At 73.2% G+C, this 23,714-nt stretch carries 20 protein-coding genes; 2 read left to right on the forward strand and 18 right to left on the reverse strand.

Going from position 1 to position 23,714, the window contains the following annotated elements; translation table 11 throughout:
- Positions 1-64 precede the first annotated feature (64 nt).
- Positions 65-1,321 carry a D-arabinono-1,4-lactone oxidase gene (locus AC1VWI_RS10785; RefSeq protein ID WP_499510754.1) on the reverse strand — a complete coding sequence of 419 codons (1,257 nt, stop codon included), beginning with the start codon at positions 1,319-1,321 and terminating at the stop codon, positions 65-67.
- A 391-nt stretch (positions 1,322-1,712) separates the two neighbouring features.
- Here AC1VWI_RS10785 and AC1VWI_RS10790 point away from each other — a divergent pair, with 391 nt between their 5' ends.
- Entirely contained in the window at positions 1,713-2,861 is a 1,149-nt protein-coding gene (locus tag AC1VWI_RS10790) for a glycoside hydrolase family 19 protein (RefSeq protein WP_499510755.1), read from the forward strand.
- A 49-nt stretch (positions 2,862-2,910) separates the two neighbouring features.
- Here the strand turns inward: AC1VWI_RS10790 and AC1VWI_RS10795 are convergent, their stop codons facing one another.
- From AC1VWI_RS10795 to def, 3 genes are all read right to left on the reverse strand, one after another.
- Complete coding sequence (locus tag AC1VWI_RS10795; RefSeq protein WP_499510756.1) at positions 2,911-4,407, reverse strand: RsmB/NOP family class I SAM-dependent RNA methyltransferase; 1,497 nt, start codon at positions 4,405-4,407, stop codon at positions 2,911-2,913.
- A gap of 77 nt (positions 4,408-4,484) precedes the next feature.
- Complete coding sequence (gene fmt / locus AC1VWI_RS10800) at positions 4,485-5,417, reverse strand: methionyl-tRNA formyltransferase (protein WP_499510757.1); 933 nt, start codon at positions 5,415-5,417, stop codon at positions 4,485-4,487.
- Between the two features lie 32 nt (positions 5,418-5,449).
- Complete coding sequence (gene def, locus AC1VWI_RS10805; RefSeq protein ID WP_499510758.1) at positions 5,450-5,995, reverse strand: peptide deformylase; 546 nt, start codon at positions 5,993-5,995, stop codon at positions 5,450-5,452.
- A gap of 187 nt (positions 5,996-6,182) precedes the next feature.
- Between def and AC1VWI_RS10810 the strand changes: the two genes are divergently transcribed.
- Positions 6,183-6,689 carry a hypothetical protein gene (locus tag AC1VWI_RS10810; protein WP_499510759.1) on the forward strand — a complete coding sequence of 169 codons (507 nt, stop codon included), beginning with the start codon at positions 6,183-6,185 and terminating at the stop codon, positions 6,687-6,689.
- A 103-nt stretch (positions 6,690-6,792) separates the two neighbouring features.
- Here the strand turns inward: AC1VWI_RS10810 and AC1VWI_RS10815 are convergent, their stop codons facing one another.
- The 14 genes from AC1VWI_RS10815 to AC1VWI_RS10880 form a co-directional block, all read right to left on the reverse strand.
- The gene (locus AC1VWI_RS10815; RefSeq protein ID WP_499510760.1) at positions 6,793-7,296 is read right to left on the reverse strand and encodes a GNAT family N-acetyltransferase; all 504 of its coding nucleotides are present in this window, start codon (positions 7,294-7,296) and stop codon (positions 6,793-6,795) included.
- Between the two features lie 570 nt (positions 7,297-7,866).
- Positions 7,867-10,014 carry a primosomal protein N' gene (locus tag AC1VWI_RS10820; RefSeq protein ID WP_499510761.1) on the reverse strand — a complete coding sequence of 716 codons (2,148 nt, stop codon included), beginning with the start codon at positions 10,012-10,014 and terminating at the stop codon, positions 7,867-7,869.
- Between the two features lie 133 nt (positions 10,015-10,147).
- Positions 10,148-11,356: a methionine adenosyltransferase gene (metK, locus tag AC1VWI_RS10825; protein ID WP_499510762.1), complete on the reverse strand. Its 1,209-nt coding sequence runs from the start codon at positions 11,354-11,356 to the stop codon at positions 10,148-10,150.
- 200 nt (positions 11,357-11,556) lie between these two features.
- On the reverse strand, positions 11,557-12,768 hold the full coding sequence (gene coaBC, locus AC1VWI_RS10830; protein ID WP_499510763.1) for a bifunctional phosphopantothenoylcysteine decarboxylase/phosphopantothenate--cysteine ligase CoaBC: 1,212 nt from the start codon (positions 12,766-12,768) through the stop codon (positions 11,557-11,559).
- A 103-nt stretch (positions 12,769-12,871) separates the two neighbouring features.
- The gene (gene rpoZ / locus AC1VWI_RS10835; protein WP_030610454.1) at positions 12,872-13,144 is read right to left on the reverse strand and encodes a DNA-directed RNA polymerase subunit omega; all 273 of its coding nucleotides are present in this window, start codon (positions 13,142-13,144) and stop codon (positions 12,872-12,874) included.
- A gap of 29 nt (positions 13,145-13,173) precedes the next feature.
- Positions 13,174-13,731 (reverse strand): guanylate kinase, encoded by a 558-nt coding sequence (gene gmk, locus AC1VWI_RS10840; protein ID WP_499510764.1) that lies wholly within the window; start codon positions 13,729-13,731, stop codon positions 13,174-13,176.
- A gap of 38 nt (positions 13,732-13,769) precedes the next feature.
- Complete coding sequence (locus AC1VWI_RS10845) at positions 13,770-14,093, reverse strand: integration host factor (RefSeq protein ID WP_018564176.1); 324 nt, start codon at positions 14,091-14,093, stop codon at positions 13,770-13,772.
- Positions 14,094-14,317: 224 nt separating this feature from the next.
- Positions 14,318-15,151 carry an orotidine-5'-phosphate decarboxylase gene (pyrF, locus tag AC1VWI_RS10850; RefSeq protein ID WP_499510765.1) on the reverse strand — a complete coding sequence of 278 codons (834 nt, stop codon included), beginning with the start codon at positions 15,149-15,151 and terminating at the stop codon, positions 14,318-14,320.
- Positions 15,148-16,263 (reverse strand): quinone-dependent dihydroorotate dehydrogenase, encoded by a 1,116-nt coding sequence (locus AC1VWI_RS10855; RefSeq protein WP_499510766.1) that lies wholly within the window; start codon positions 16,261-16,263, stop codon positions 15,148-15,150. Before AC1VWI_RS10855 ends, pyrF begins: the two co-directional genes overlap by 4 nt.
- Before the next feature lie 108 nt (positions 16,264-16,371).
- Entirely contained in the window at positions 16,372-19,683 is a 3,312-nt protein-coding gene (carB, locus tag AC1VWI_RS10860; RefSeq protein WP_499510767.1) for a carbamoyl-phosphate synthase large subunit, read from the reverse strand.
- The gene (gene carA, locus AC1VWI_RS10865) at positions 19,676-20,815 is read right to left on the reverse strand and encodes a glutamine-hydrolyzing carbamoyl-phosphate synthase small subunit (RefSeq protein ID WP_499510768.1); all 1,140 of its coding nucleotides are present in this window, start codon (positions 20,813-20,815) and stop codon (positions 19,676-19,678) included. The genes carB and carA overlap by 8 nt, the downstream gene beginning before the upstream one ends.
- Positions 20,812-21,384 carry a PH-like domain-containing protein gene (locus tag AC1VWI_RS10870; protein WP_499510769.1) on the reverse strand — a complete coding sequence of 191 codons (573 nt, stop codon included), beginning with the start codon at positions 21,382-21,384 and terminating at the stop codon, positions 20,812-20,814. The genes carA and AC1VWI_RS10870 overlap by 4 nt, the downstream gene beginning before the upstream one ends.
- Positions 21,381-22,679: a dihydroorotase gene (locus AC1VWI_RS10875; protein WP_499510770.1), complete on the reverse strand. Its 1,299-nt coding sequence runs from the start codon at positions 22,677-22,679 to the stop codon at positions 21,381-21,383. Before AC1VWI_RS10875 ends, AC1VWI_RS10870 begins: the two co-directional genes overlap by 4 nt.
- Entirely contained in the window at positions 22,676-23,659 is a 984-nt protein-coding gene (locus AC1VWI_RS10880; RefSeq protein ID WP_499510771.1) for an aspartate carbamoyltransferase catalytic subunit, read from the reverse strand. Before AC1VWI_RS10880 ends, AC1VWI_RS10875 begins: the two co-directional genes overlap by 4 nt.
- Between the last annotated feature and the right edge of the window lie 55 nt (positions 23,660-23,714).

Here is a 23,714-nt window from a genome sequence, read left to right on the forward strand (position 1 = left end):
CGGTCAGTCTATGACCGCCCCCGGCGTGCGGCACGTCAGCGACGCTCCGCGCGCGAAGGCCCGGTCAGTCCGGGAAGTGCTCGCGCATGAAGGCGTTGCGGAAGACCCCTGAGGGGTCGAACCGGGCGACGAGCTGCCGGAAGTCGTCGTAGCGCGGGTAGAGCTCGCGCAGTGCGGCGGGCGACGGGGTGAAGAACTTGCCCCAGTGCGGACGGGCGGAGAAGGGGCGCAGGGCTTCCTCGACGACCTGGACCGCCCGCGTCACCGCCGCGACGTCCGGGGTCCAGGTGAAGTGGAAGGCGACGCTGTCACGTCCGTGGGCGGGGCTGAGCCAGAGGGAGTCGGCCGCCACGGTGCGGATCTCGCCGATCAGCACTTCGGACGAGAACCGCTCCCGCACCCGCCACAGGGCGTCGAACGCCGCCACCGCGTCGCGCCGGTCGACGAAGAACTCCGACTGGATCTCCTCGCCGCTGCTCGGGGTGAACTCCAGGCGGAAGTGGGGCAACCGCTCGTACCAGGGGCCGGCCAGGCCCTGCTGCGGGGTGCAGTGCGTGCCGGGCATCCCCGGGATCGGGTGCCGTGGCCCGTCGGCCGCGGTGGCCCCGAACCACGTCTGCGGTACGGGCTCGGCCCCGTCGGCGTCGACCCGCTCCTTGAGCCACACCTGGTCGACGGCGCGGTCCCGCCAGCGGGTGAAGACCGACACGCTGTACCCCGCCGACATCACCGTGTCGAAGTTCCCGAGGAACTCCTGCTTCGGCATGTCCTCGTAGACGGTCTGGCGCACGGCGAAGGACGGGACGAGGTCGAGGGTCAGCCGGGTCACGACGCCCAGTGCGCCCAGGGCGACGACGGAGCCGTCGAAGTCGGGCTCGCCGCGACGGATCTCGGCGAGCCCGCCGTCGGCGGTGACCATGGTCAGCGCGCTGACCGCGCCGGCCAGGCAGCGCCGGCCGGTGCCGGAACCGTGCGTGCCGGTGGCGCACGCACCGGCGACGGAGATGTGCGGCAGGGAGCCGAGGTTGTGCAGCGCCAGACCCGCTTCGTCGATCGTGCGGACGATCTCGCCGAAGCGCAGCCCCGAGGCGACCGTGGCGGTACGGGCGGTGCGGTCGACGTCGATCACGGCGGGCAGCCGCGAGGTCGAGACGTGCTCGCCGTCGGTGTCGGCGACGGTGCTGAAGGAGTGCCGGGTCCCGAGGGCGCGCACCCGTGGGGACCGGGCCACGATCTCCTGCAGTTCGGTGACGGACTCGGGGTGGTGGAGGCTTCGTGCGGTGAAGGCGACGTTGCCGCCCCAGTTGCTCTCCGCGGGCATCGCGGTCGTTCCTTCCTGTACGGCCCGGCTGCCGGCGGCCGCGCGGCGCGCGGCCTGCCGGATCAGTGGTTCGGGGCCTGCCGTTCCAGGATGATTCTCGCCGCTGGGGCCGGGGGCGCAGGACAGGGGTGTGTCGTGGCGCCGCGGGGGCCGGGCCCGCCCGTTCCTTCAAGTCTTGACGTGACCCCGTCATCCTGGCATGGTCTAGACCTAGCTGGGCTCAACGGGACGGCGCAGCAGGGAAGTCCACGCCGCCCCGGACACGACGCACGCCGCGCCGCGCCCGTGCGTGACCTCCTCGGAAAGACCCGTGCCCGCCGTGCGGAGCACCCCCCGCCAAGCTCCCTCCCCCACGACCGCGGCCTCCGGCCGGGTAAGGAGCGACTCCCCCATGTCCACGTCCCTCGCCGGACGGCTCCCCGCAGGGCGTACCGTCCTGGGTCCGTCCGCGGTGTTCGCCGTCCTCGCGGCGCTCCTGGCCACCTTGTTCGTCGCGACGCCGACCGCCCGCGCGGCGGACGGCCAGATCAGCGGCCTGGCGGGCAAGTGCGTCGACGTCGCCGCGGCCAACAGCGCCAACGGCACCGCCGTACAGCTCTACGACTGCAACGGGACCAACGCCCAGCGCTGGTCCAACCCCGGCGACGGCACGCTGCGCGCGCTCGGCAAGTGCCTCGACGTCGTCGACCGCGGCACCGCCGACGGGGCCGCGGTCCAGTTGTGGGACTGCGCGGGCAGTGCCAACCAGCAGTGGGTCGTCACCGCTGCGCGCGACATCGTCAACCCCGCCGCCAACAAGTGCCTGGACGTCCGGGACAACAACTCCGCCAACGCCACCCGGCTGCAGATCTGGACCTGCACCGGCGGGGCGAACCAGAAGTGGAACGCCCCCGCGAGCGGCGGTGGCGGCACGAACCCGTCCGGATTCGTCGTCAGCGAGGCCCAGTTCAACCAGATGTTCCCGGGCCGCAACGGCTTCTACACCTACAGCGGCCTGGTCGCGGCCCTGAGCTCCTACCCGGGCTTCGCCAACTCCGGCAGCGACACCGTGAAGAGGCAGGAGGCCGCCGCCTTCCTCGCCAACGTCAGCCACGAGACGGGCGGGCTGGTGTACGTGGTCGAGCAGAACACGGCCAACTACCCGCACTACTGCGACTGGGGCCAGCCCTACGGCTGCCCGGCCGGCCAGGCCGCGTACTACGGCCGCGGTCCGATCCAGCTCAGCTGGAACTTCAACTACAAGGCGGCGGGCGACGCCCTCGGCATCGACCTGCTGGGCAACCCCTGGCGCGTGGAGCAGGACGCGGCCGTGGCCTGGCGCACGGGCCTTTGGTACTGGAACACCCAGAGCGGCCCCGGCACCATGACCCCGCACAACGCCATGGTGAACCAGGCGGGCTTCGGCCAGACGATCCGCTCCATCAACGGATCGCTGGAATGCGACGGCCGCAACCCGGCGCAGGTGCAGAGCCGGGTGAGCAAGTACCAGCAGTTCACGGCGATCCTGGGCGTCAGCCAGGGTGCCAACCTCTACTGCTGAGCCTCCGCCGCGCGGGTGCGGCCCGGATGTCCGGGCCGCACCCGCGCGGTCATTCCCCTGTGCGGCGCAGCAGGGCGAGGTACATCGCGTCGGTGCCGTGCAGGTGGGGCCAGAGCTGGACGTCGGGGCCCTCGCCGAGGTCGTGGACCCCGGGCATGAGGGGGCGGGCGTCGACCCATTCCGCGGGGACGGCCCCCGGCTGGCCCAGGACGTCCTCCACGACGGCACGGGTCTCGGCCGGATGCGGGGAGCAGGTCGCGTAACCGACGACCCCGCCGACGCGCACCGCGCGCAGGGCGGACTCCAGCAGGCCGCGCTGCAGGGGCGCGAAGCCCGGGACGTCCTCGGCGCGCCGGCGCCAGCGCGCCTCGGGGCGGCGGCGCAGGGCGCCGAGGCCGGTGCAGGGCACGTCGACCAGGACACGGTCGAAGGCGCCCGGGCGCCAGGCGGGCCGGGTGCCGTCGGCGACGATCACCTCGAACGGCCCGGGGTTGCCGGCCAGGGCGCGGGCCACCAGCCGGGCCCGGTGCAGCTGCTTCTCGGAGGCGACCAGGGCCGCCCCACGCTCCGCGGCGAGCGCGCCGAGCAGGGCCGCCTTGCCGCCGGGGCCGGCGCAGCCGTCCAGCCAGAGCCGGTCGGGGCCCTCGCCGAGCGGGGCCGCGGCCAGGGCGGCGGCGACGAGCTGGCTGCCCTCGTCCTGGACGCCGGCGCGGCCCTCGCGCACCGCCTCGATGGTCGCGGGGTCGCCGCCCTCGGCGAGCCGGACCGCCCACGGGGACCAGCGGCCGGGGAGGGTGGCGTCCTCGGGAAGCGCGTCGGCGAGCTCCTGCGGGGTGGCGCGGCCGGGGCGCGCGACGAGGGTGACCTCGGGGCGCTCGTTGTCGGCCGCGAGCAGCTCCTCCATGCCCGCGCGGCCGCCACCGAGGGCGTCCCACAGGGCCGAGACGATCCAGCGCGGGTGCGAGTGGACGACGGCGAGGTGGTCCTCGGGGTCCTCGTCGTAGGGCGGCGCCACCTCGTCCAGCCAGGCGTCGAGCTCCTGTGCGGCGATCCGGCGCAGCACCGCGTTGACGAACTTCGCGCGCCCGTCGCCGAGGACCACGCGGGCCAGCTCGACGGTGGCGGAGACGGCGGCGTGGCTGGGGATGCGGGTGCCCAGGAGCTGGTGGGCGCCGAGCGACAGCACGTCCAGCACGGGCGGGTCGACCTCGCGCAGCGGCCGGTCGACGCAGGCCGCGATCACGGCGTCGTACGTGCCCCGACGGCGCAGGGTGCCGTAGACCAGCTCGGTGGCGAGGGCCGCGTCGCGCCGGTCGAACTCCCGGCCCTTGCGTGCCGCCTCGGCCTCGGCCTCGCGCAGCAGCGAGGGCAGGACGAGGTTGGCGTAGGCGTCGCGCTCGTCGACCGCCCTCAGCGCCTCGAACGCCAGGATGCGCACGGGGTCGCGCTGGGGCTTGCGGTAGGGCCGGCCGCCTTGCGGGGGCCTGCCCTGGGTGCGGCCCTGACGGGCGGCGGGCTGCGGTCGGCGGCGTGACGGTTCGCTCACGTGGAAGGTGCTCCGGAAGTGTCGGTGGTACGGCGGGACGCGGTGCGCCCCGCTTCGAGCGTACGTGGCAGACGCGGTCAGGCGCCGAGCCGGTCGCCGGAGGGGACGCGGACGCCGCGCGCCCAGTCGGCGGCGGGCATCGGCTTCTTGCCCTGCGGACGCACCTCGCCGAGCTCCACGGCGTGGCTGCCGGTGCCCACGTACACGGCGCGCTTGGTGACCTCCAGCTCGCCGGGCGCCAGGTCGGTGCGCTCGGGCAGCAGGGTGACGGGGCCGATCTTGAGGCGCTCGCCACCGAACAGGGTCCAGGCACCGGGCGCCGGCGTGCAGCCCCGGACCAGCCGGTCCACCCGCAGCGCCGGGGCGTTCCAGTCGACCTGGGCGTCCTCGACGGTGATCTTGGGCGCCAGGCTGACGCCCTCGGCGGGCTGCGGCCGGGCGACCAGCGCGCCGTCCTCGATGCCGTCCATGGTGGCGGAGAGCAGTTTCGCACCGCTGTGCGAGAGCCGAGTGAGCAGGTCGCCGCTGGTGTCGCGGGGCCGGACGTCCTCGGTGACGACGCCGTACACCGGCCCGGAGTCCAGGCCCTCCTCGATGAGGAAGGTCGCGGCCCCGGTGACCTCGTCGCCCGCCATGACGGCGTGCTGCACCGGGGCAGCGCCGCGCCAGGCGGGGAGCAGGGAGAAGTGCAGGTTGACCCAGCCGTGGGCGGGCACGTCGAGGGCGACGCGGGGCAGCAGCGCGCCGTAGGCCACGACCGGGCAGCAGTCCGGGGCGATCTCCCGGAGCCGGGCGAGGAAGTCCTCGTCGCGGGGCCTGGCGGGCTTGAGGACCTCGATGCCGGCCTCCTGCGCGCGCTGGGCCACCGGGCTGGCGACGAGCTTGCGGCCGCGCCCCGCCGTGGCGTCCGGCCGGGTGACGACGGCGACGACCTCGTGCCGGCCGGATGCGATCAGGGCGTCGAGGGCGGGAACGGCGACCTCGGGGGTGCCGGCGAAGACGAGCCTCATGCGTGCGGGGTGCCTTTCTGCAGTGCGCGGCCCTACAGTGCGCGGCCGAAGGTGCTGTGCGGGGAGACGCGGACCTGGGGCGCGGGCCGACCGGCCCACTCGGCCTCGCGTATCGCCTTCATCGCGGCCCTGCGCTGCTCGCGGTCGAGGCGGTCGATGAAGATGATGCCGTCGAGGTGGTCGGTCTCGTGCTGGATGCAGCGGGCGAGCAGCTGGGTGCCCTCGATGGTCACCGGGTCGCCGTGCATGTTGAAGCCCCGGGCGACGACGCCGTGGGCCCGCTTGGTGTCGAAGCGCAGCCCGGGCAGGGACAGGCAGCCCTCGGGGCCGTCCTGCTCCTCCTCGCTCAGACTGAGGTCCGGATTGACCAGATGGCCCAGCTCGCCGTCGACGTGGTAGGTGAACACCCGCAGCGAGACGCCGATCTGAGGAGCCGCCAGGCCTGCGCCGGGGGCGTCCTTCATGGTCTCCTCGAGGTCCTTGACGAGGGTGCGCAGCTCTTTGTCGAAGACGGTCACGGGCTGCGCCGTCATGCGCAGCACGGGGTCGCCGAAGAGGCGGATCGGCTGGATGGACACGCGGTGGCTCCGTGGTCGGACGGGGACAGGGCAACCGCCCCAGTCTATGGGCCGGTGGGGTGGGGGCGCGCACCCCTGCGCACGCCCCCCGAAGGGTGCGATGCGCCCCTGATGCGTGACTCCACGGGAGTCTGGCGCGTTGGTCAATGGAGTTTGACCCACAAGAGCCGGTTCGAGAGGCCAGTTGATGCCCGAACACGCAACTCATGACGCCCAGGCCAGGGCGAGCCTTCACCTGCTGGTGCGGGACATCGAGCGGGTCCGCCGACAGGTCGACGCGCTGCGCACCCTCACCACCCAGCTGGGCAACGTCTACCGTCCCCGCCGGGGCGGGCCGTCCGCGGGATTCGTGGTCTACGGCCGCGCCCCCGCTCCCACCGTCCGGCTCGCCCAGGAGCTGCGGGACAGCGTCGAGACCCTGGTGACCGCGGCCGTCGAGTTCGACCGCTCCCTGGGCTTCAGCTGGGACGCCGTCGGCTCCGCGCTGGGCGTCACCAAGCAGGCCGTCCACCGGCGGTACGGCAACCGGCGCTCGGCGCCGCCCGGAGCGGCCGTGGCGGAGGTGCACGGCGACCCCCCGGCCCCGGCGGTGCTGCCCTCCGTGCCCGCGGCCCGCGCGATGCCCGCGCACGCCGCCCCCGCCCCCCGCGACGAGGCCGTCCCCGGAGCGGTCCCCTCCCCGCGCACGGGCTGATCCGGCGGCTCCCCGGGCACGCCCGCCCCGCCGCCCGCCACGCCGACAGGACGGCCGCCGGGGCGGGCGCGTACGGGCGCGTACGGGTACGGACGCACCGCGGTCAGGGCCGCCGGTGCTCCACGGGCAGCCGGGCCGGATCCAGAGCCAGCTCCCCCACGGTCTGGCCGCCGCTGGACTCCCCCGTGGGCCGGAAGCCGAGCCCCAGGTAGAAACGTTCCGGGCCGTCCTCGCCGGGATGCCAGGTGGTGGTGACCCGGGTGCCGCCCCGGCGCAGGATCTCCGCCGCCACGGACTCGACGGCGAACCTGCCGTAGCCACGGCCCTGTTCGCCCGCCGCGACGGCGAGGCGCCACAGACCGGAGCGAAGGTCGGTGCCGGTTCCGTCGGCCGCGAAGTCGATGTCGAAGAAGGCCATCAGGAAACCGACGATCCGGTCGCCGTCGACGATCAGCCGGGGCCAGGCCGTCTCCCCGTACGCGTACGCCTCCGCGAGGGACTTCACGACCGGCGCCACCAGGTGTTCCTGGTCGAGGCGGACCCTCAGGGCGATCGCGGCGCCGACGTTGTCGGGGGTGATCTTCTCCAGACGGAGCGTGCTGGTCATACCCGGAACCCTAGGACGGTGCGTCAAGCGCAATTCCCCGGCCGCAGCCACCCCGCGGCGCTCCCTCAGGACGGGGGCGCCACCCGGGCCGGGCTCCCGCGTACGGCCAAGGCGGCGCCATTGCCGGCCGGGACACCCGGCAGCGCCCACTCCCCAGGCCCGCGCGATGGGTGCCCCTCGAACAGCAGGACCGCCCGGCACCGGTGATCGGCTCTCTCCGCCCGCACCCACCGCCGGGTCCCCACCCGGGTCCGGCCGGCAGCGGCTGATGCGAGCGCCCCCGCGGAGTGCAACGCCCGCCAGGGCGGCGCCACTACCGCGCGGCACCCGCTCCACCCGGCCGCCTCACACAACCGGGCCTCACCCAGGTCATGCTCCCCGCGCGCGATCCGGGGCGGTCTGCGCGGACTCGACGCAACGCCATCGGCCGGAGACACCGCGCGGGGCCGGCCCGACGAGACGCACCCTCCACCGGCCGACTCCCGCCACGGGCGCCACGCGGGGCGGGCTCCCCACGCGGACGGCGACGCGGCGCCGCCATCGCCGACGCCTTACGCGCCGCCAGGGGCGCTAGCCGATGTCGGGCGGGTCGATGCGGACCCGGACCGGGTCGGGCTCCTTGCGGGCGATGCGGGCGGTCTGCGCGGACTTCAGGGCGGCAGCCAGGGCGGAGCCCTTGCCCGGCGGCACGCGCAGCAGCACGCGCTCCCAGCGCTCACCGGGTGGGGTGTCCCCGGAACGACGGGGCCGCGCGGGATCGGTGATCGGCAGCGGCACCGGACCGAGCACGTCGGTGCCCTCCGGGAGCCGGACCGTGGCCAGCAGGTCGGCGACGGCGGCGGGGCGGCCGCTGACGGCGGCCATCCGGGAGACCGGGGGGAAGCCCAGCTCGGCGCGTTCGGCCAGCTCGCGCACCGCGTGGCCGACCGGGTCCCAGCGGACGAGGGCCTGCACGGGACGCAGCGTGGGCTCCCCGAGGACGACCACCGTGCCGCCCTCGCCGGCCGGGCGCACCAACGCCGCCGCGGCCGCCCAGCGGCGCAGGGTCTCCTCCCCCGCCCGCAGGTCCGGGCGGTTGAGCAGCGCCCAGCCGTCCAGCAGCAGCGCCGCGGCGTAGCCGCCCTCCGCGACCGGTTCCGCGCCCGGGGTCGAGATCACCAGCGAGGGCGTGCCCGGCACCGAGGCGAGTACGCCGTCCCGACCGGAGGTCCGCACCGGCACCTTGGGGAAGGCCCGGCCGAGCTCGTCGGCGGTGCGCCGGGCACCGACCACCTGCGCACGCAGCCGGAAGCCGCCGCACTCCTTGCAGTGCCAGGCCGCCTCGGGCCGCCCGCACCAGCCGCAGTGCGGCGCGCTCTCCCCGTCGCCGAGCTGCAGCGGTCCCGCGCAGTGCGCGCACCGGGCGGGCTCGCGACAGCGCTCGCAGGCCAGCCGCGGTACGTAGCCCCGCCGGGGCACCTGCACCAGCACCGGGCCGCGCTGCAGCGCGTCCCGCGTCACCTGCCACGCCACCGACGGCAGCCGCGCCGCGCGCGCCGCGGCGTCCCGCGCCTCGTCGCCCTCGCCGACGGTACGGACCAGGGGCGCGGCGGCCCGGACCCGCTCGCGCGGTGCGGTCAGCGGCAGCGCCCACTGGGTGTCGACCAGCTGCGCGCCCTCCACGGTGCAGGTGAGGCCGCCGAGCAGGAAGCCCGCCCGCTCCTCCGCGGCCCGCAGCAGCAGGACGTCCCGGGCGTGCGGCTGCGGTGCGTGCTGCTCGGCGTGGCTGGAGTCGCCGTCGTCCCAGAGCACGGCCAGCCCCAGCTCCGCCACGGGCGCGAACATCGCGGCCCGGGTGCCGACGACGGCGCGTACGCTGCCCCGGCTCACCGCCAGCCAGCGGCGGTACCGCTCCTCCGGCCCGGCGTCGGCGGTCAGCAGCACATGGCGGCCCTCCCCGACGATCGCGGTCAGCGCCTCGTCGACGCGGGCGGCCGCGCGGCCGTCCGGTACGACGGCAAGCGCCCCGCGTCCCGAGGCGAGCGTCGCCGCCATGGCGCGGGCGATCTCCTCGGGCCAGTGGGGCCCGGGCAGCGCCGTCCACACCGCCCGCGGGGTGTCGCCGCGGGCCAGCGCCTGCAGGAACGCCGGCCCGGTCGGGTAGCGCCGCCACGGCCCGGGCTCGGGCGCGCCGGGAACGGGCAGTGGCTCCCGTACCGGCTCCGCCTCGACCTTGGCCCGGCGCGGTGGCACCGCGAGCTGCACGATGTCGGCGAGGGCGCCCGCGTAGCGGTCGGCGACGGCCCGGCACAGCCGCAGCAGCCCGGGGGTCAGCACCTCCTCGGGCGACAGGACCTGGGCGAGCGGGGCGAGGGGGCCGCGGTAGTCGCTCTCGGGGAGGCGGTCCACGATGAAGCCGTCGTGCAGCTCCCCGCCCTCGCGGCGGCCGCCCTTGCCCACGCGGCCGCCGAAGCGCACCCGGACGCGCACGCCGGGCCGCGCCTCGGCGTCCATAGCGGCGGGCACCGCGTAGTCGAAGTACTGGTCGAGGTGGAGCAGGCCCTTGTCGACCAGGACGCGGGCCACCGGCAGCCCCTCGGCCAGCGCCGCGCCCCGCCAGGTCCGCGGCTTGGCGCGGGGCTCCTTGGCCTTGCGCACGGTCTCCCGGATGAGGGCGAGCTGCTCTCCCCCGTGCGGCTCCGCCGCCGGGGACACCTGCCGGTCGTCCTCGCTGCTCACAGCCTCAGTGTTACCAGACGCGTCGGACACCGGACGCCGCCGGAGGTGTCCCCGCGCACGCCGACGGCCCCGGACCGATGGGGTCCGGGGCCGTCGTCAGGCCGTGGGGCGGGCGGGCCCCCGACGGCAGGGCCTAGAGGCCGGCCGCCTGGCGCAGCGCCTCGACGCGGTCGGTGCGCTCCCAGGTGAAGTCCGGCAGCTCGCGGCCGAAGTGGCCGTACGCCGCGGTCTGGGAGTAGATCGGGCGCAGCAGGTCGAGGTCGCGGATGATCGCGGCCGGGCGGAGGTCGAAGACCTGGCCGATGGCCTGCTCGATCTTCTCGTGGTCCACGGTGTGGGTGCCGAAGGTCTCCACGAACAGGCCGACGGGCTCGGCCTTGCCGATCGCGTAGGCGACCTGGACCTCGCAGCGCGAGGCGAGGCCCGCGGCGACGACGTTCTTGGCGACCCAGCGCATGGCGTAGGCGGCGGAGCGGTCGACCTTGGACGGGTCCTTGCCGGAGAAGGCGCCGCCGCCATGGCGGGCCATGCCGCCGTAGGTGTCGATGATGATCTTGCGGCCGGTGAGCCCGGCGTCGCCCATCGGGCCGCCGATCTCGAAGCGCCCGGTCGGGTTGACCAGCAGCCGGTACCCGTCAGTGTCGATCTTGATGCCGTCGTCCAGCAGCGCCTTCAGCTCCGGCTCCACGACGAACTCGCGGATGTCGGGCGCCAGCAGCGACTCGAGGTCGATGTCGCTGGCGTGCTGCGAGGAGACCACCACGGTGTCGAGGCGCACGGCCTTGTCGCCGTTGTACTCGATGGTGACCTGGGTCTTGCCGTCCGGGCGGAGGTAGGGGATGGTCCCGTTCTTGCGGACCTCGGACAGCCGCCGGGAGAGCCGGTGCGCCAGCGTGATCGGGAGCGGCATCAGCTCGGGGGTCTCGTCGCAGGCGTAGCCGAACATCAGGCCCTGGTCGCCCGCACCCTGCTTGTCGAGCTCGTCGTCATCGCCCTCGACCCGGCTCTCGTACGCCGTGTCGACGCCCTGCGCGATGTCCGGGGACTGCGCACCGATGGAGACCGAGACACCGCAGGAGGCGCCGTCGAAGCCCTTCTTCGACGAGTCGTAGCCGATCTCGAGGATCTTGTTCCGCACCAGGGTCGCGATGTCCGCGTATCCCTTGGTGGTGACCTCTCCGGCGACGTGCACCAGACCGGTGGTGATCAGCGTCTCGACGGCGACGCGCGAGGAGGGGTCCTCCTTGAGCAGCGCGTCGAGGATCGTGTCGCTGATCTGGTCAGCGATCTTGTCGGGGTGACCCTCGGTCACGGACTCCGAGGTGAACAGGCGGCGGGACACATCGCTCCCTGGGGTTGCAGCGGCTGCTGGCTGATCATTGGCGGCTCGCACAGGGCTGCGCCTGGCGGGCCATGGGTCAGTTTATCTGTCGACCATGTGCAGGGACACGGCATCTCGCACCTTGGATATGCCGTGACCTGCGACACTGTGCATCACCTCGGGACGGAACGCCAGTAGCGGACACGTACCGCCCCGAAGTGTCATCGCGGCAGGCGGGCGGCGACCAGGTCCCAGACCTGCTCGGCCAGCGCCTCCTTGGGCCCGTACGGCACGGCGGTCTCGCTGCCGTCCGCGCCGAGCACGACGGCCTCGTTCTCCTCGGATCCGAAGGCCTTGTGGTCCCCCACCTCGTTGACGACCAGCAGGTCACAGCCCTTGCGGGCGAGCTTGGCGCGACCGTTGGCGAGGACGTCGTCGGTCTCCGCGGCGAAGCCGACGACGATCTGGGCGGGGTGCGGCCGTTCGGCTGAAAGCTCGGCGAGCACGTCGGGGTTGCGCACCAGTTCCACGGGTGCGGGCTCCTCGCCGTCCTTCTTCTTGATCTTGCCCTCGGCGTAACGCGCCGGGCGGAAGTCGGCGACGGCGGCCGCCATCACGACCACGTCGGCGTCGGACGCGGCCTTCAGCACGGCCTCGCGCAACTGCACCGCCGTGCCCACGCGCACCACGTCCGCCCCCGCCGGGTCGGCGAGGCCGGTGTTTGCGGCGACCAGGGTGACCCGGGCACCCCGGGCCAGGGCCGTGCGGGCCAGGGCGTAGCCCTGCTTGCCGGAGGAGCGGTTGCCCAGGTAGCGGACGGGGTCGAGGGGCTCGCGGGTGCCGCCGGCGCTGATGACGACATGACGTCCGGCCAGATCGGTCTCCAGCGCCCGGGGACCGCGCAGCAGCACACGGCGGCAGGCCTCGAAGATCTCTGCGGGCTCGGGCAGCCGGCCCTTGCCGGTGTCGACGCCGGTGAGGCGGCCGACCGCGGGCTCGAGGACGATGGCGCCGCGGCGGCGCAGCGTCGCCACGTTCTCCTGGGTGGCGGCGTGCTCCCACATCTCGGTGTGCATGGCGGGCACGAACACCACGGGACAGCGCGCGGTGAGCAGGGTGTTGGTGAGCAGGTCGTCGGCGAGCCCATGGGCGGCCTTGGCGAGCACGTCGGCGGTGGCGGGGGCGACCACGACGAGGTCCGCGCCCTGTCCGATGCGCACGTGCGGCACCTCGTGGACGCTCTCCCACACCTCGGTCGAGACGGGGTTGCCCGACAGTGCCGACCAGGTGGCCTCTCCGACGAAGTGCAGCGCCGAGGCCGTGGGCACGACGCGCACGTCGTGGCCCGACTCGGTGAACCGGCGCAGCAGCTCGCACGCCTTGTAGGCGGCGATCCCGCCGCTCACACCCAGGACGACCTGTGGCTTCCCCATCGACCTCTCCCGCGCTGTGTTGGACCGTGGTGCGTACCACCCATGACACACCACGGGCCCGGCGGTCGTGCCGCCGGGCCCGTGGTGAAACACCTGGGCGCGGTTACTGAGCGGGGCCCTCGACGGCCTCGGAGGTCAGCAGACCCGCGTTGATCTCGCGCAGCGCGATCGACAGCGGCTTCTCGTGCACGTGGGTGTCCACGAGCGGACCGACGTACTCGAGCAGGCCCTCGCCGAGCTGCGAGTAGTAGGCGTTGATCTGACGGGCACGCTTGGCCGCGTAGATCACGAGGCTGTACTTCGAGTCGGTTGCCTCGAGCAGCTCGTCGATCGGCGGGTTGATGATGCCCTCGGGCGTGGTGATGGAAGAGGACACGCTCTACCTTCCGATTGGGTGCAAAAAGATCAGACTACAGCCATCAAGGCTAGCAGCTCGCGCGCGACGTCCTCGACGGAGGTGTTCACCAGGGTGGTGTCGAACTCCGGCTCGGCCGCCAGCTCGACCCGCGCGGCCTCCAGCCGGCGCTCGATGACCTCGGGAGCCTCGGTACCCCGGCCGGTGAGCCGGCGGACCAGCTCGTCCCAGCTCGGCGGCGCGAGGAAGACCAGCTGCGCCTCGGGCATCGACTCCCGGACCTGGCGGGCGCCCTGCAGGTCGATCTCCAGCAGGACCGGCTCGCCGGCCTCCAGGCGCTCCAGCACCGCCTGGCGCGGCGTGCCGTACCGGTTCCCCGCGAACTCGGCCCACTCCAGCAGTTCGCCGTTGGCGACGAGCTTGTCGAACTCGTCGTTCTCGACGAAGTAGTAGTGCACCCCGTGCTCCTCACCGGGACGGGGCTTGCGGGTGGTGGCCGAGACGGAGAGCCACACCTCGGGGTGGACTGTGCGCATATGAGCGACGACCGTGCTCTTGCCGACCCCCGAGGGGCCGGAGAGCACGGTCAGCCGCGGACGTTCACTCATGGAGCGATTATCCCGGTTCCCGGAGGGTGCTGGGAACGTCAGGCAGCGGGGCTGCCGAACTCGCGCTCCAGGGATGCGATCTGGTTGGAGCCGAGCCCACGGACCCGGCGGCTCTCGGAGATGCCGAGCCGCTCCATGATCTGCTTGGCGCGGACCTTGCCCACGCCGGGCAGGGACTCCAGGAGGGCGGAGACCTTCATCTTGCCGATGACGTCGTTCTCCTGGCCCTGCTTGATGACCTCGTGCAGCGAGGCGCCGGAGTGCTTGAGCCGATTCTTGACCTCGGCGCGCTCCCGGCGAGCCGCGGCGGCCTTCTCGAGCGCGGCAGCGCGCTGTTCAGGGGTAAGGGGCGGAAGAGCCACGCCTACGTCACCTCGGAAGTAGAACTGTCGGATACGGACCGGTGTGGAACCTAGTCGCCCCCCACCTGCAGGGGCAACGTGAAACGCGCAGCTTGCGCGCTCTCGACGGAGACTAGCGGCCCGAGCGGCGTCAGTCAGCGCAAACAAGAAGAAAAGTCCTGGTCAGCGTCAACCGACCAGGACTTTTCGGACAAATCTGCGCAGGTTTCCGGACGTCTTGACCGCTACTTGACGACTTCGGCGAGCTGTGCGGCCTCGCGTTCCGCCGCTTCGCGCAGTGCGGAGACCGACGGTCCGAGCTTCAGCACGCCGCGGCTGACGCTCGGCACGACGTTGCGCACGGCCTCCCCGAAGACCCGCGGAAGGTCGGCCGCCGTCGCGCCCTGGGCCCCGATGCCGGGGGCGAGCAGCGGTCCGTTCACGGCGAGGTCCACACCCGCCTGGTCGAGCGTCGCGCCGACGACCGCGCCGACCGATCCGAGCGGCAGGTCGCCCTCGTTCTCCGCCGCGATGTGGTTCAGCATCACCTGCGCGAGGGACGCGCCGCTCGCCGTGGTTGACCGCTGCACCTCCGCGCCCTCCGGATTGGAGGTCAGGGCGAGCACGAAGACGCCGCTGCCGCTCGCCCGGGCGGCGTCCAGGGCGGGGCGCAGCGACCCGAACCCCAGGTACGGACTGACGGTGACCGCGTCCGAGAACAGCGACGAGGCAGGGTCCAGGTAGGTGGCCGCGTACGCGGCCATGGTGGAGCCGATGTCGCCGCGCTTGGCGTCCATCAGCACCAGGGCACCGGCAGCGCGGGCCTCGGCGACGGCCGTCTCCAGGACGGCGATGCCGCGCGAGCCGAAGCGCTCGAAGAAGGCGCTCTGCGGCTTGAGGACGGCGACCCGGTCGGCCAGCGCCTCCACCACGGTGCGGGTGAAGCGCTCCAGTCCGGCGACGTCGTCCTGCAGGCCCCAGTCGGAGAGCAGGGAGGAGTGCGGGTCGATGCCGACGCAGAGCGGTCCACGGGTGTCCATGGCGCGGCGCAACCGGGCGCCGAAGGGCTCGGGGTTCATCGCGGGGTGGCTTCCTTCCGGGTCTCGGCGCCGACGGCGTCGGCGAGGGTGGCGTACGGGCTGGCCTGCAGCAGTCCGGCCAGGTCCCGGTGGATCGTGCGGCACCAGAAGGGGCCTCGGTAGACGAAGGCGCTGTAGCCCTGCACGAGGGTGGCGCCGGCCAGGATGCGCTGCCAGACGTCCTCCGCGCTCTCGACCCCGCCCACGCCGACGAGGGTGATGCGGTCGCCGACGCGGGCGTACAGGCGGCGCAGCACCTCCAGGGAGCGTTCCTTGAGGGGGGCGCCGGACAGTCCGCCGGTCTCCTTGACCAGCGAGGCGTCCGAGCGCAGGCCGAGGCCGTCGCGGGCGATGGTGGTGTTGGTGGCGATGATGCCGTCCAGGCCGATGTCGAGGGCCAGCTCGGCGACGGCGTCCACGTCCTCGTCGGCGAGGTCCGGGGCGATCTTGACCAGCAGGGGGACGCGGCGATCGGTCACGGTGCGGTCGGCGGCCTCACGGACGGCGCCGAGCAGCGGCCGGAGGTGGTCGACGGCCTGCAGGTTCCGCAGTCCGGGGGTGTTGGGCGAGGAGACGTTGACGACGAGGTAGTCCGCGTGCCGGGCGAGCCGCTCGGTGGAGGTGACGTAGTCGGCGACCGCCTCCTCCTCCGGGACGACCTTGGTCTTGCCGATGTTGACGCCGACCGTGGTCGGGAAGACCGCCTTGCGGGCGGCCAGGCGCGCGGCGACGGCGGCGGAGCCCTCGTTGTTGAAGCCCATGCGGTTGATCAGGGCGCGGTCGGCGACCAGGCGGAACAGCCGCTGCCTGGGGTTGCCCGGCTGCGGCTGGGCGGTGACGGTGCCGATCTCGACGTGGTCGAAGCCGAGCATGGTGAGCCCGTCGATGCCGGCGGCGTTCTTGTCGAAGCCGGCGGCCAGCCCGAAGGGGCCGTGCATCCGGCGGCCCAGCGCCTCGGTGCGCAGTGCGGGGTGCCGCGGCGCGAGCAGCGCCGCGGCGAAGGTGCGCACACCGGGGATCCGGGCGGCGAGCCGGATCCACCCGAAGGCGAGGTGGTGGGCCTGTTCGGGATCGAGGCGCTTGAAGAACAGGTTGAACAGCAGGGAGTACATGCGAAGCCTTCCACGGCGGGCTGGGGGTACCCCGTGCCGCGGGCCACGGGGGCGGGGCGCGGGGGCTCGTGGAGAGGGGGACACCGGACCGGTGTCCCCCTCCCGGGCCTACGCCTCGCGGGCGGCGGTCAGGTGTTCCGCGTGTTCCTGCAGGGAGCGGACCCCGACGTCGCCCCGGTTGAGCGCGTCGACGCCCTGGACGGCGGCGGCGAGCGCCTGCACCGTCGTCAGGCACGGGACGCCGCGGGCGACGGCGGCGGTGCGGATGTCGTAGCCGTCGAGGCGGCCGCCGGTGCCGAACGGGGTGTTGACGATGAGGTCGATGGCGCCCTCGTGGATGAGCTCGATGATGGTCGGCTCGCCGTTGGGGCCGGTGCCCTCGCTCTTCTTGCGCACCACGGTGGCCTCGATGCCGTTGCGCTTGAGCACCTCGGCGGTGCCGGAGGTGGCCAGCAACTCGAAGCCGTGCTCGACCAGCGCCCGGGCCGGGAAGATCAGCGCGCGCTTGTCGCGGTTGGCGACCGAGACGAAGGCGCGGCCCTTGGTCGGCAGCGCGCCGTAGGCGGCGGCCTGCGACTTGGCGTACGCCGTGCCGAAGACCGAGTCGATGCCCATGACCTCGCCGGTGGAGCGCATCTCCGGGCCGAGGATGGTGTCGACGCCCCGGCCGTGCACGTCGCGGAAGCGGCTCCAGGGCAGCACGGCCTCCTTGACGGAGATCGGCGCGTCCAGCGGCAGGGTGCCGCCGTCGCCGTGGGCCGGGAGGAGGCCCTCGGCGCGCAGCTCGGCGATGGTGGCGCCGAGCGAGATGCGGGCGGCCGCCTTGGCCAGCGGGACCGCCGTCGCCTTGGAGGTGAAGGGCACGGTGCGGGAGGCGCGCGGGTTGGCCTCCAGCACGTAGAGGATGTCCCCGGCCAGGGCGAACTGGATGTTGATCAGGCCCTGGACGCCGACGCCCTTGGCGATGGCCTCGGTGGAGGCGCGCAGCCGCTTGACGTCGTGGCCGCCGAGGGTGATCGGGGGCAGGGCGCACGCGGAGTCGCCGGAGTGGATGCCGGCCTCCTCGATGTGCTCCATGACGCCGCCGAGGTAGAGCTCGTGGCCGTCGTAGAGCGCGTCGACGTCGATCTCGATGGCGTCGTCGAGGAAGCGGTCGACCAGCACCGGGCGGTCCGGGCCGATCTCGGTGGACTCGGCGATGTACGCGGCGAGGCGGGTCTCGTCGTAGACGATCTCCATGCCGCGGCCGCCGAGCACGTACGAGGGCCGCACCAGGACCGGGTAGCCGATCTCGTCGGCGATGGCCTTGGCCTCCTCGAAGGTGGTGGCGGTGCCGTGCTTGGGGGCGGGCAGGCCCGCCCGGTCCAGGACGCGGCCGAAGGCGCCGCGGTCCTCGGCGAGGTGGATGGCCTCGGGCGAGGTGCCGACGACCGGCACGCCGTTGTCCTTCAGAGCCTGGGCCAGGCCGAGCGGGGTCTGGCCGCCGAGCTGGACGATGACGCCCGCGACGGGGCCGGCCTGCTGCTCGGCGTGGACGATCTCCAGGACGTCCTCCAGGGTGAGCGGCTCGAAGTAGAGCCGGTCGGAGGTGTCGTAGTCGGTGGAGACGGTCTCGGGGTTGCAGTTGACCATGACAGTCTCGTAGCCCGCGTCGCTCAGCGCGAAGGAGGCGTGGACGCATGAGTAGTCGAACTCGATGCCCTGGCCGATGCGGTTGGGACCGGACCCCAGGATGATCACCGCGGGCTTCTCGCGCGGCGCGACCTCGCTCTCCTCGTCGTAGGACGAGTAGAAGTACGGGGTGCGGGCGGCGAACTCGGCGGCGCAGGTGTCGACCGTCTTGTAGACCGGCCGGACGCCCAGCGCGTGGCGGACCTCGCGGACGACGTCCTCGCGCAGGCCGCGGACCGCGGCGAGCTGGGCGTCGGAGAAGCCGTACCGCTTGGCCTCGGCGAGCAACTCGGGGTCGAGCTTGTCGGCGGCCGCGAGCTCGTCGGCGATCTCCTTGATCAGGAAGAGCTGGTCCACGAACCAGGGGTCGATCTTCGTGGCGTCGAAGACCTCCTGCGGGGTGGCGCCGGCCCGGATCGCCTGCATGACGGTGTTGATCCGGCCGTCGGTGGGGCGCCGGGCGGCGAGCAGCAACTCGCCCTTGTCGCCCGGGTCGCCGGTGAAGGCGAACTGGCTGCCCTTCTTCTCCAGGGAGCGCAGCGCCTTCTGCAGCGCCTCGGGGAAGTTGCGGCCGATGGCCATGGCCTCGCCGACCGACTTCATGGTGGTGGTGAGGGTGGCGTCGGCGGCGGGGAACTTCTCGAAGGCGAAGCGCGGCACCTTGACGACGACGTAGTCGAGCGTCGGCTCGAAGGAGGCCGGGGTCTGCTCGGTGATGTCGTTGGGGATCTCGTCGAGGGTGTAGCCGACGGCGAGCTTGGCGGCGATCTTGGCGATCGGGAAGCCGGTCGCCTTGGAGGCGAGCGCCGAGGAGCGGGAGACCCGCGGGTTCATCTCGATGACGATGACCCGGCCGTCCTCGGGGTTGACGGCGAACTGGATGTTGCAGCCGCCGGTGTCGACGCCGACCTCGCGGATGACGGCGATGCCGACGTCACGCAGGATCTGGTACTCGCGGTCGGTCAGCGTCATCGCGGGCGCGACGGTGATGGAGTCACCGGTGTGCACGCCCATGGGGTCGAAGTTCTCGATGGAGCAGACGACCACGACGTTGTCGTGCTTGTCGCGCATCAGCTCCAGCTCGTACTCCTTCCAGCCGAGGATGGACTCCTCCAGGAGCACCTCGGTGGTCGGGGAGAGCGTCAGGCCCTGGCCGGCGATGCGGCGCAGCTCCTCCTCGTCGTGGGCGAAGCCGGAGCCGGCGCCGCCCATGGTGAAGGAGGGGCGGACGACGACGGGGTAGCCGCCGAGGGTGTCGACGCCGGCGAGGACGTCGTCCATGGTGTGGCAGATGACCGAGCGGGCGGACTCGCCGTGGCCGATCTTGGCGCGGACGGCCTCGACGACGTCCTTGAACAGGTCGCGGTCCTCGCCCTTGTTGATGGCTTCGACGTTGGCGCCGATCAGCTCGACCCCGTACTTGTCGAGGACGCCCGCCTTGTGGAGCGAGATCGCGGTGTTGAGCGCGGTCTGGCCGCCCAGGGTGGGCAGGAGCGCGTCCGGGCGCTCCTTGGCGATGATCTTCTCGACGAACTCGGGGGTGATCGGCTCGACGTAGGTGGCGTCGGCGATCTCCGGGTCGGTCATGATCGTGGCCGGGTTGGAGTTGACCAGGATCACGCGCAGGCCCTCGGCGCGCAGGACGCGGCAGGCCTGGGTGCCGGAGTAGTCGAACTCTGCGGCCTGGCCGATGACGATCGGGCCGGAGCCGATGACCAGGACGGACTGGATATCGGTGCGCTTAGGCACGCTGGCCCTCCATGAGCTTCACGAAGCGGTCGAACAGGTACGCGGCGTCGTGCGGACCCGCGGCGGCCTCGGGGTGGTACTGGACGCTGAAGGCGGGGGTGTCGAGCAGCCGCAGGCCCTCGACCACGTCGTCGTTGAGGCACACGTGGGAGACCTCGACCCGCCCGTACGGGGTGTCGCTGACCTGGTCGAGCGGCGCGTCCACGGCGAAGCCGTGGTTGTGGGCGGTGACCTCGACCTTGCCGGTGGAACGGTCCTGCACCGGCTGGTTGATGCCGCGGTGGCCGTACTTCAGCTTGTAGGTGCCGAAACCGACGGCGCGGCCGAGCAGCTGGTTGCCGAAGCAGATGCCGAACAGCGGGGTCTTGCGCTCCAGGACGCCCTGGATGACGGTCAGGTCGGCGGTGGCCGGGTCGCCGGGGCCGTTGGAGAGGAACACGCCGTCGGGGCTGACCGCGTAGACCTCGTCCAGGGTGGCGCCGGCGGGCAGCACGTGCACCTCGATGCCGCGTTCGGCCATGCGCTGCGGGGTCATCCCCTTGATGCCGAGGTCGATCGCGGCGACGGTGAACTTCTTCTCGCCGACCGCCGGGACGACGTACGGCTCCTTGGTGGCGACCTCGGCCGACAGGTCGGCGCCCTTCATCTGGGGGCTGGCCTGGACCGCGGCCAGGAGCGCGGCCTCGTCGGTCCGCGCCTTGTCGCCGGAGAAGATGCCGACGCGCATCGCGCCGCGCTCGCGCAGGTGCCGGGTCAGCGCCCGGGTGTCGATGCCGCTGATGCCGACGACGCCCTGGCGGGTCAGTTCCTCGTCCAGGGTGCGACGGGAACGCCAGTTGGACGGTACGCGGGCGGGGTCGCGGACGACGTAACCGGCCACCCAGATGCGGGAGGACTCCGGGTCCTCGTCGTTGACGCCGGTGTTGCCGACGTGCGGGGCGGTCATGACGACGACCTGGCGGTGGTACGACGGGTCCGTCAGGGTCTCCTGGTAGCCGGTCATGCCGGTGGAGAAGACGGCCTCGCCGAAGGTCTCCCCCACGGCCCCGTAGGCGCGGCCGCGGAAGGTGCGGCCGTCCTCCAGGACGAGTACGGCAGGGACCCTCGCGGGCCGCTGGGTGGAGGTCGTCATCGTGCGCCTTCCTGGTCGTGCGTGAGAGTGTTCAGGGCCTCGACCCACGCGGCGTGCCCGGCGGCGTGGTCCGAGCGGAAGCCGGAGTCGATCAGCCGGTCGCCGTGCGCCCAGGTGACCACCAGCAGGCCGCCCTCGGTGAGGACCTTGCCGGCGATGCCCTTGTCGAGGCGTGCGCCGCGCAGGTCCGCGGCCGGGACGAAGAAGCTCGGTGCGCCGGTGCGCCGGACGTCCAGCCCCCGGTCGGTGAGGGTGAGCTCGACCCGGCTGCGCACGCCCAGCCCGTGGGCGACGATGCGGTCCAGCCACTGCCCGGCGGTGGTGCTGCCGTGGTAGCGGCCACTCGTCGTCAGCAGGGTGAGCCGGGGCTCGCCGGGCTCCTCGGGGGCGGTGGGCAGGGCGGGCAGGTCGCTCTGGAGGGTGCCGCGCCACTTCCAGCCCTGGCGCATCAGCCAGTAGACGAGGGCGATGAACAGCAGCAGCCCGACGACCCAGCCGATGCGGGCCGACCAGTCGGTGACCTCGGCGGAGTGCTTCCCCTCCGCCGCGATGAGTACCAGAGGTGTCACGAGAGCTTCCCGTCCATGACCGTCGCCTTGCCCCGCAGGAAGGTGGCGAACACCTGGCCCGGCAGCTCCAGACCCTCGTACGGGGTGTTGCGGCTGCGGGAGGCGAAGCCCGCGGGATTCACCACACCACGGTATGCCGGATCGACCAGGGTGAGGTTCGCGGGCTCACCAGCCGAGACGGGCCGTCCGTGGCCGGGGAGCCGGCCGATCTCCGCGGGACGGAACGACATCCGGTCGGCGACGCCGGCCCAGTCGAGCAGGCCCGTGTCCACCATGGCGTGCTGGACGACCGACAGCGCGGTCTCCAGGCCGATCATGCCCATGGCCGCCGCGCCCCACTCGCAGTCCTTGTCCTCGTGCGGGTGCGGGGCGTGGTCGGTGGCGACGCAGTCGATCGTGCCGTCGGCGAGCGCCTCGCGCAGCGCCATGACGTCGGCCTCGGTGCGCAGCGGCGGGTTGACCTTGTAGACCGGGTTGTAGGTGCGCACCAGCTCGTCGGTGAGGAGCAGGTGGTGCGGGGTGACCTCGGCGGTGACGTCCCAGCCCTTGGACTTGGCCCAGCGGACGATCTCGACCGAGCCGGCCGTGGACAGGTGGCAGATGTGCACGCGGGAGCCGACGTGCGCGGCGAGCAGCACGTCACGGGCGATGATCGACTCCTCGGCGACGGCCGGCCAGCCGGTCAGGCCCAGCTCGCCGGAGACGAGGCCCTCGTTCATCTGGGCGCCCTCGGTCAGCCGGGGCTCCTGGGCGTGCTGGGCGACGACGCCGTCGAAGGCCTTCACGTACTCCAGGGCGCGGCGCATCATCACGGCGTCGTCGACGCACTTGCCGTCGTCGGAGAAGACCCGCACACCGGCGGCGGAGTCGGCCATCGCGCCGAGCTCGGCGAGCTTCTTGCCCTCCAGGCCCACGGTGACGGCGCCGACCGGCTGGACGTCGCAGTAGCCGTGCTCGCGGCCGAGGCGCCAGACCTGCTCGACGACGCCGGCGGTGTCGGCGACGGGGAAGGTGTTGGCCATCGCGTGGACGGCGGTGTAGCCGCCCGCGGCGGCCGACCGCGTGCCGGTGAGGACGGTCTCGGAGTCCTCACGACCGGGCTCGCGCAGGTGCGTGTGGAGGTCGACCAGGCCCGGCAGGAGGACCTTGCCCCCGGCCTCGACCACCGTGGCGCCCTCGGGGGCGGTCAGGTCCGGGCCGACCTCGGCGATGGTCTCGCCGTCGATCAGGACGTCCTGCGGCTCTCCGCCGAGGATCCTCGCGCCGCGGATCAGCGTCTTCGGGGTCGCGCTCATGCTTGGTTGTTCTCCTCGGTGCGGGCGGGGGCAGGGGCGGAGACGGCGGGCTCGGCGCCGCCGAGCAGCAGGTACAGGACGGCCATGCGGATGCTGACGCCGTTCTTCACCTGCTCGACCGCGGTGCAGCGCGGCGAGTCGGCGACCTCGGCGGTGATCTCCATGCCGCGGTTCATCGGGCCGGGGTGCATGACGACGGCGTGCTCGGGCAGCGCGGCCATGCGCAGGCCGTCGAGGCCGTAGCGGCGGGAGTACTCGCGCTCGGTGGGGAAGAAGGCGGCGTTCATGCGCTCGCGCTGGACGCGCAGCATCATCACGGCGTCGGACTTGGCGAGCACCGCGTCCAGGTCGTAGGAGACCTCGCAGGGCCAGTTCTCGACGCCGATCGGCAGCAGGGTGGGCGGCGCCACCAGGGTGACCTCGGCGCCGAGCGTGCCCAGCAGCAGCACGTTGGAGCGGGCCACCCGGCTGTGCAGCACGTCGCCGACGATGGTGATGCGGCGTCCCGCCAGGTCGCGGCCGGGGCCGGACAGGTGGCGGCGCATGGTGAAGGCGTCGAGCAGGGCCTGCGTGGGGTGCTCGTGGGTGCCGTCGCCGGCGTTGACCACGCTGCCGCCGATCCAGTCGGAGTACGCCAGCCGGTGCGGGGCGCCGGACATGTGGTGGCGGATGACGACGGCGTCGGCGCCCATGGCCTCCAGGGTGAGGGCGGTGTCCTTCAGGGACTCGCCCTTGGACACCGAGGAGCCCTTGGCGGAGAAGTTGATGACGTCGGCCGACAGGCGCTTGGCGGCGGCCTCGAAGGAGATGCGGGTGCGGGTCGAGTCCTCGAAGAAGAGGTTGACGACCGTACGGCCGCGCAGGGTCGGCAGTTTCTTGATGGGGCGGTCGGCGACGCGGGCCATCTCCTCCGCCGTGTCGAGCACGAGGAGGGCGTCGTCACGGGTGAGGTCGGCGGCCGAGATCAGGTGGCGCTTCATCGGGTCACTCCGGAGGATGCGTGCGGGGGCGGACTGGGTGGCGGCACGCCACGTC

The sequence above is a fragment of the Streptomyces sp. TOM-9 genome (assembly GCF_056858595.1).

Bases quoted from the DNA above. Each gene is read 5' to 3' on its own strand.
- AC1VWI_RS10785 (WP_499510754.1), bottom strand. From the start codon at position 1,321: ATGCCCGCGGAGAGCAACTGGGGCGGCAACGTCGCCTTCACCGCACGA.
- AC1VWI_RS10790 (WP_499510755.1), top strand. From the start codon at position 1,713: ATGTCCACGTCCCTCGCCGGACGGCTCCCCGCAGGGCGTACCGTCCTG.
- fmt (WP_499510757.1), bottom strand. From the start codon at position 5,417: ATGAGGCTCGTCTTCGCCGGCACCCCCGAGGTCGCCGTTCCCGCCCTC.
- AC1VWI_RS10810 (WP_499510759.1), top strand. From the start codon at position 6,183: ATGCCCGAACACGCAACTCATGACGCCCAGGCCAGGGCGAGCCTTCAC.
- AC1VWI_RS10815 (WP_499510760.1), bottom strand. From the start codon at position 7,296: ATGACCAGCACGCTCCGTCTGGAGAAGATCACCCCCGACAACGTCGGC.
- coaBC (WP_499510763.1), bottom strand. From the start codon at position 12,768: ATGGGGAAGCCACAGGTCGTCCTGGGTGTGAGCGGCGGGATCGCCGCC.
- gmk (WP_499510764.1), bottom strand. From the start codon at position 13,731: ATGAGTGAACGTCCGCGGCTGACCGTGCTCTCCGGCCCCTCGGGGGTC.
- pyrF (WP_499510765.1), bottom strand. From the start codon at position 15,151: ATGAACCCCGAGCCCTTCGGCGCCCGGTTGCGCCGCGCCATGGACACC.
- AC1VWI_RS10855 (WP_499510766.1), bottom strand. From the start codon at position 16,263: ATGTACTCCCTGCTGTTCAACCTGTTCTTCAAGCGCCTCGATCCCGAA.
- carA (WP_499510768.1), bottom strand. From the start codon at position 20,815: ATGACGACCTCCACCCAGCGGCCCGCGAGGGTCCCTGCCGTACTCGTC.
- AC1VWI_RS10875 (WP_499510770.1), bottom strand. From the start codon at position 22,679: ATGAGCGCGACCCCGAAGACGCTGATCCGCGGCGCGAGGATCCTCGGC.
- AC1VWI_RS10880 (WP_499510771.1), bottom strand. From the start codon at position 23,659: ATGAAGCGCCACCTGATCTCGGCCGCCGACCTCACCCGTGACGACGCC.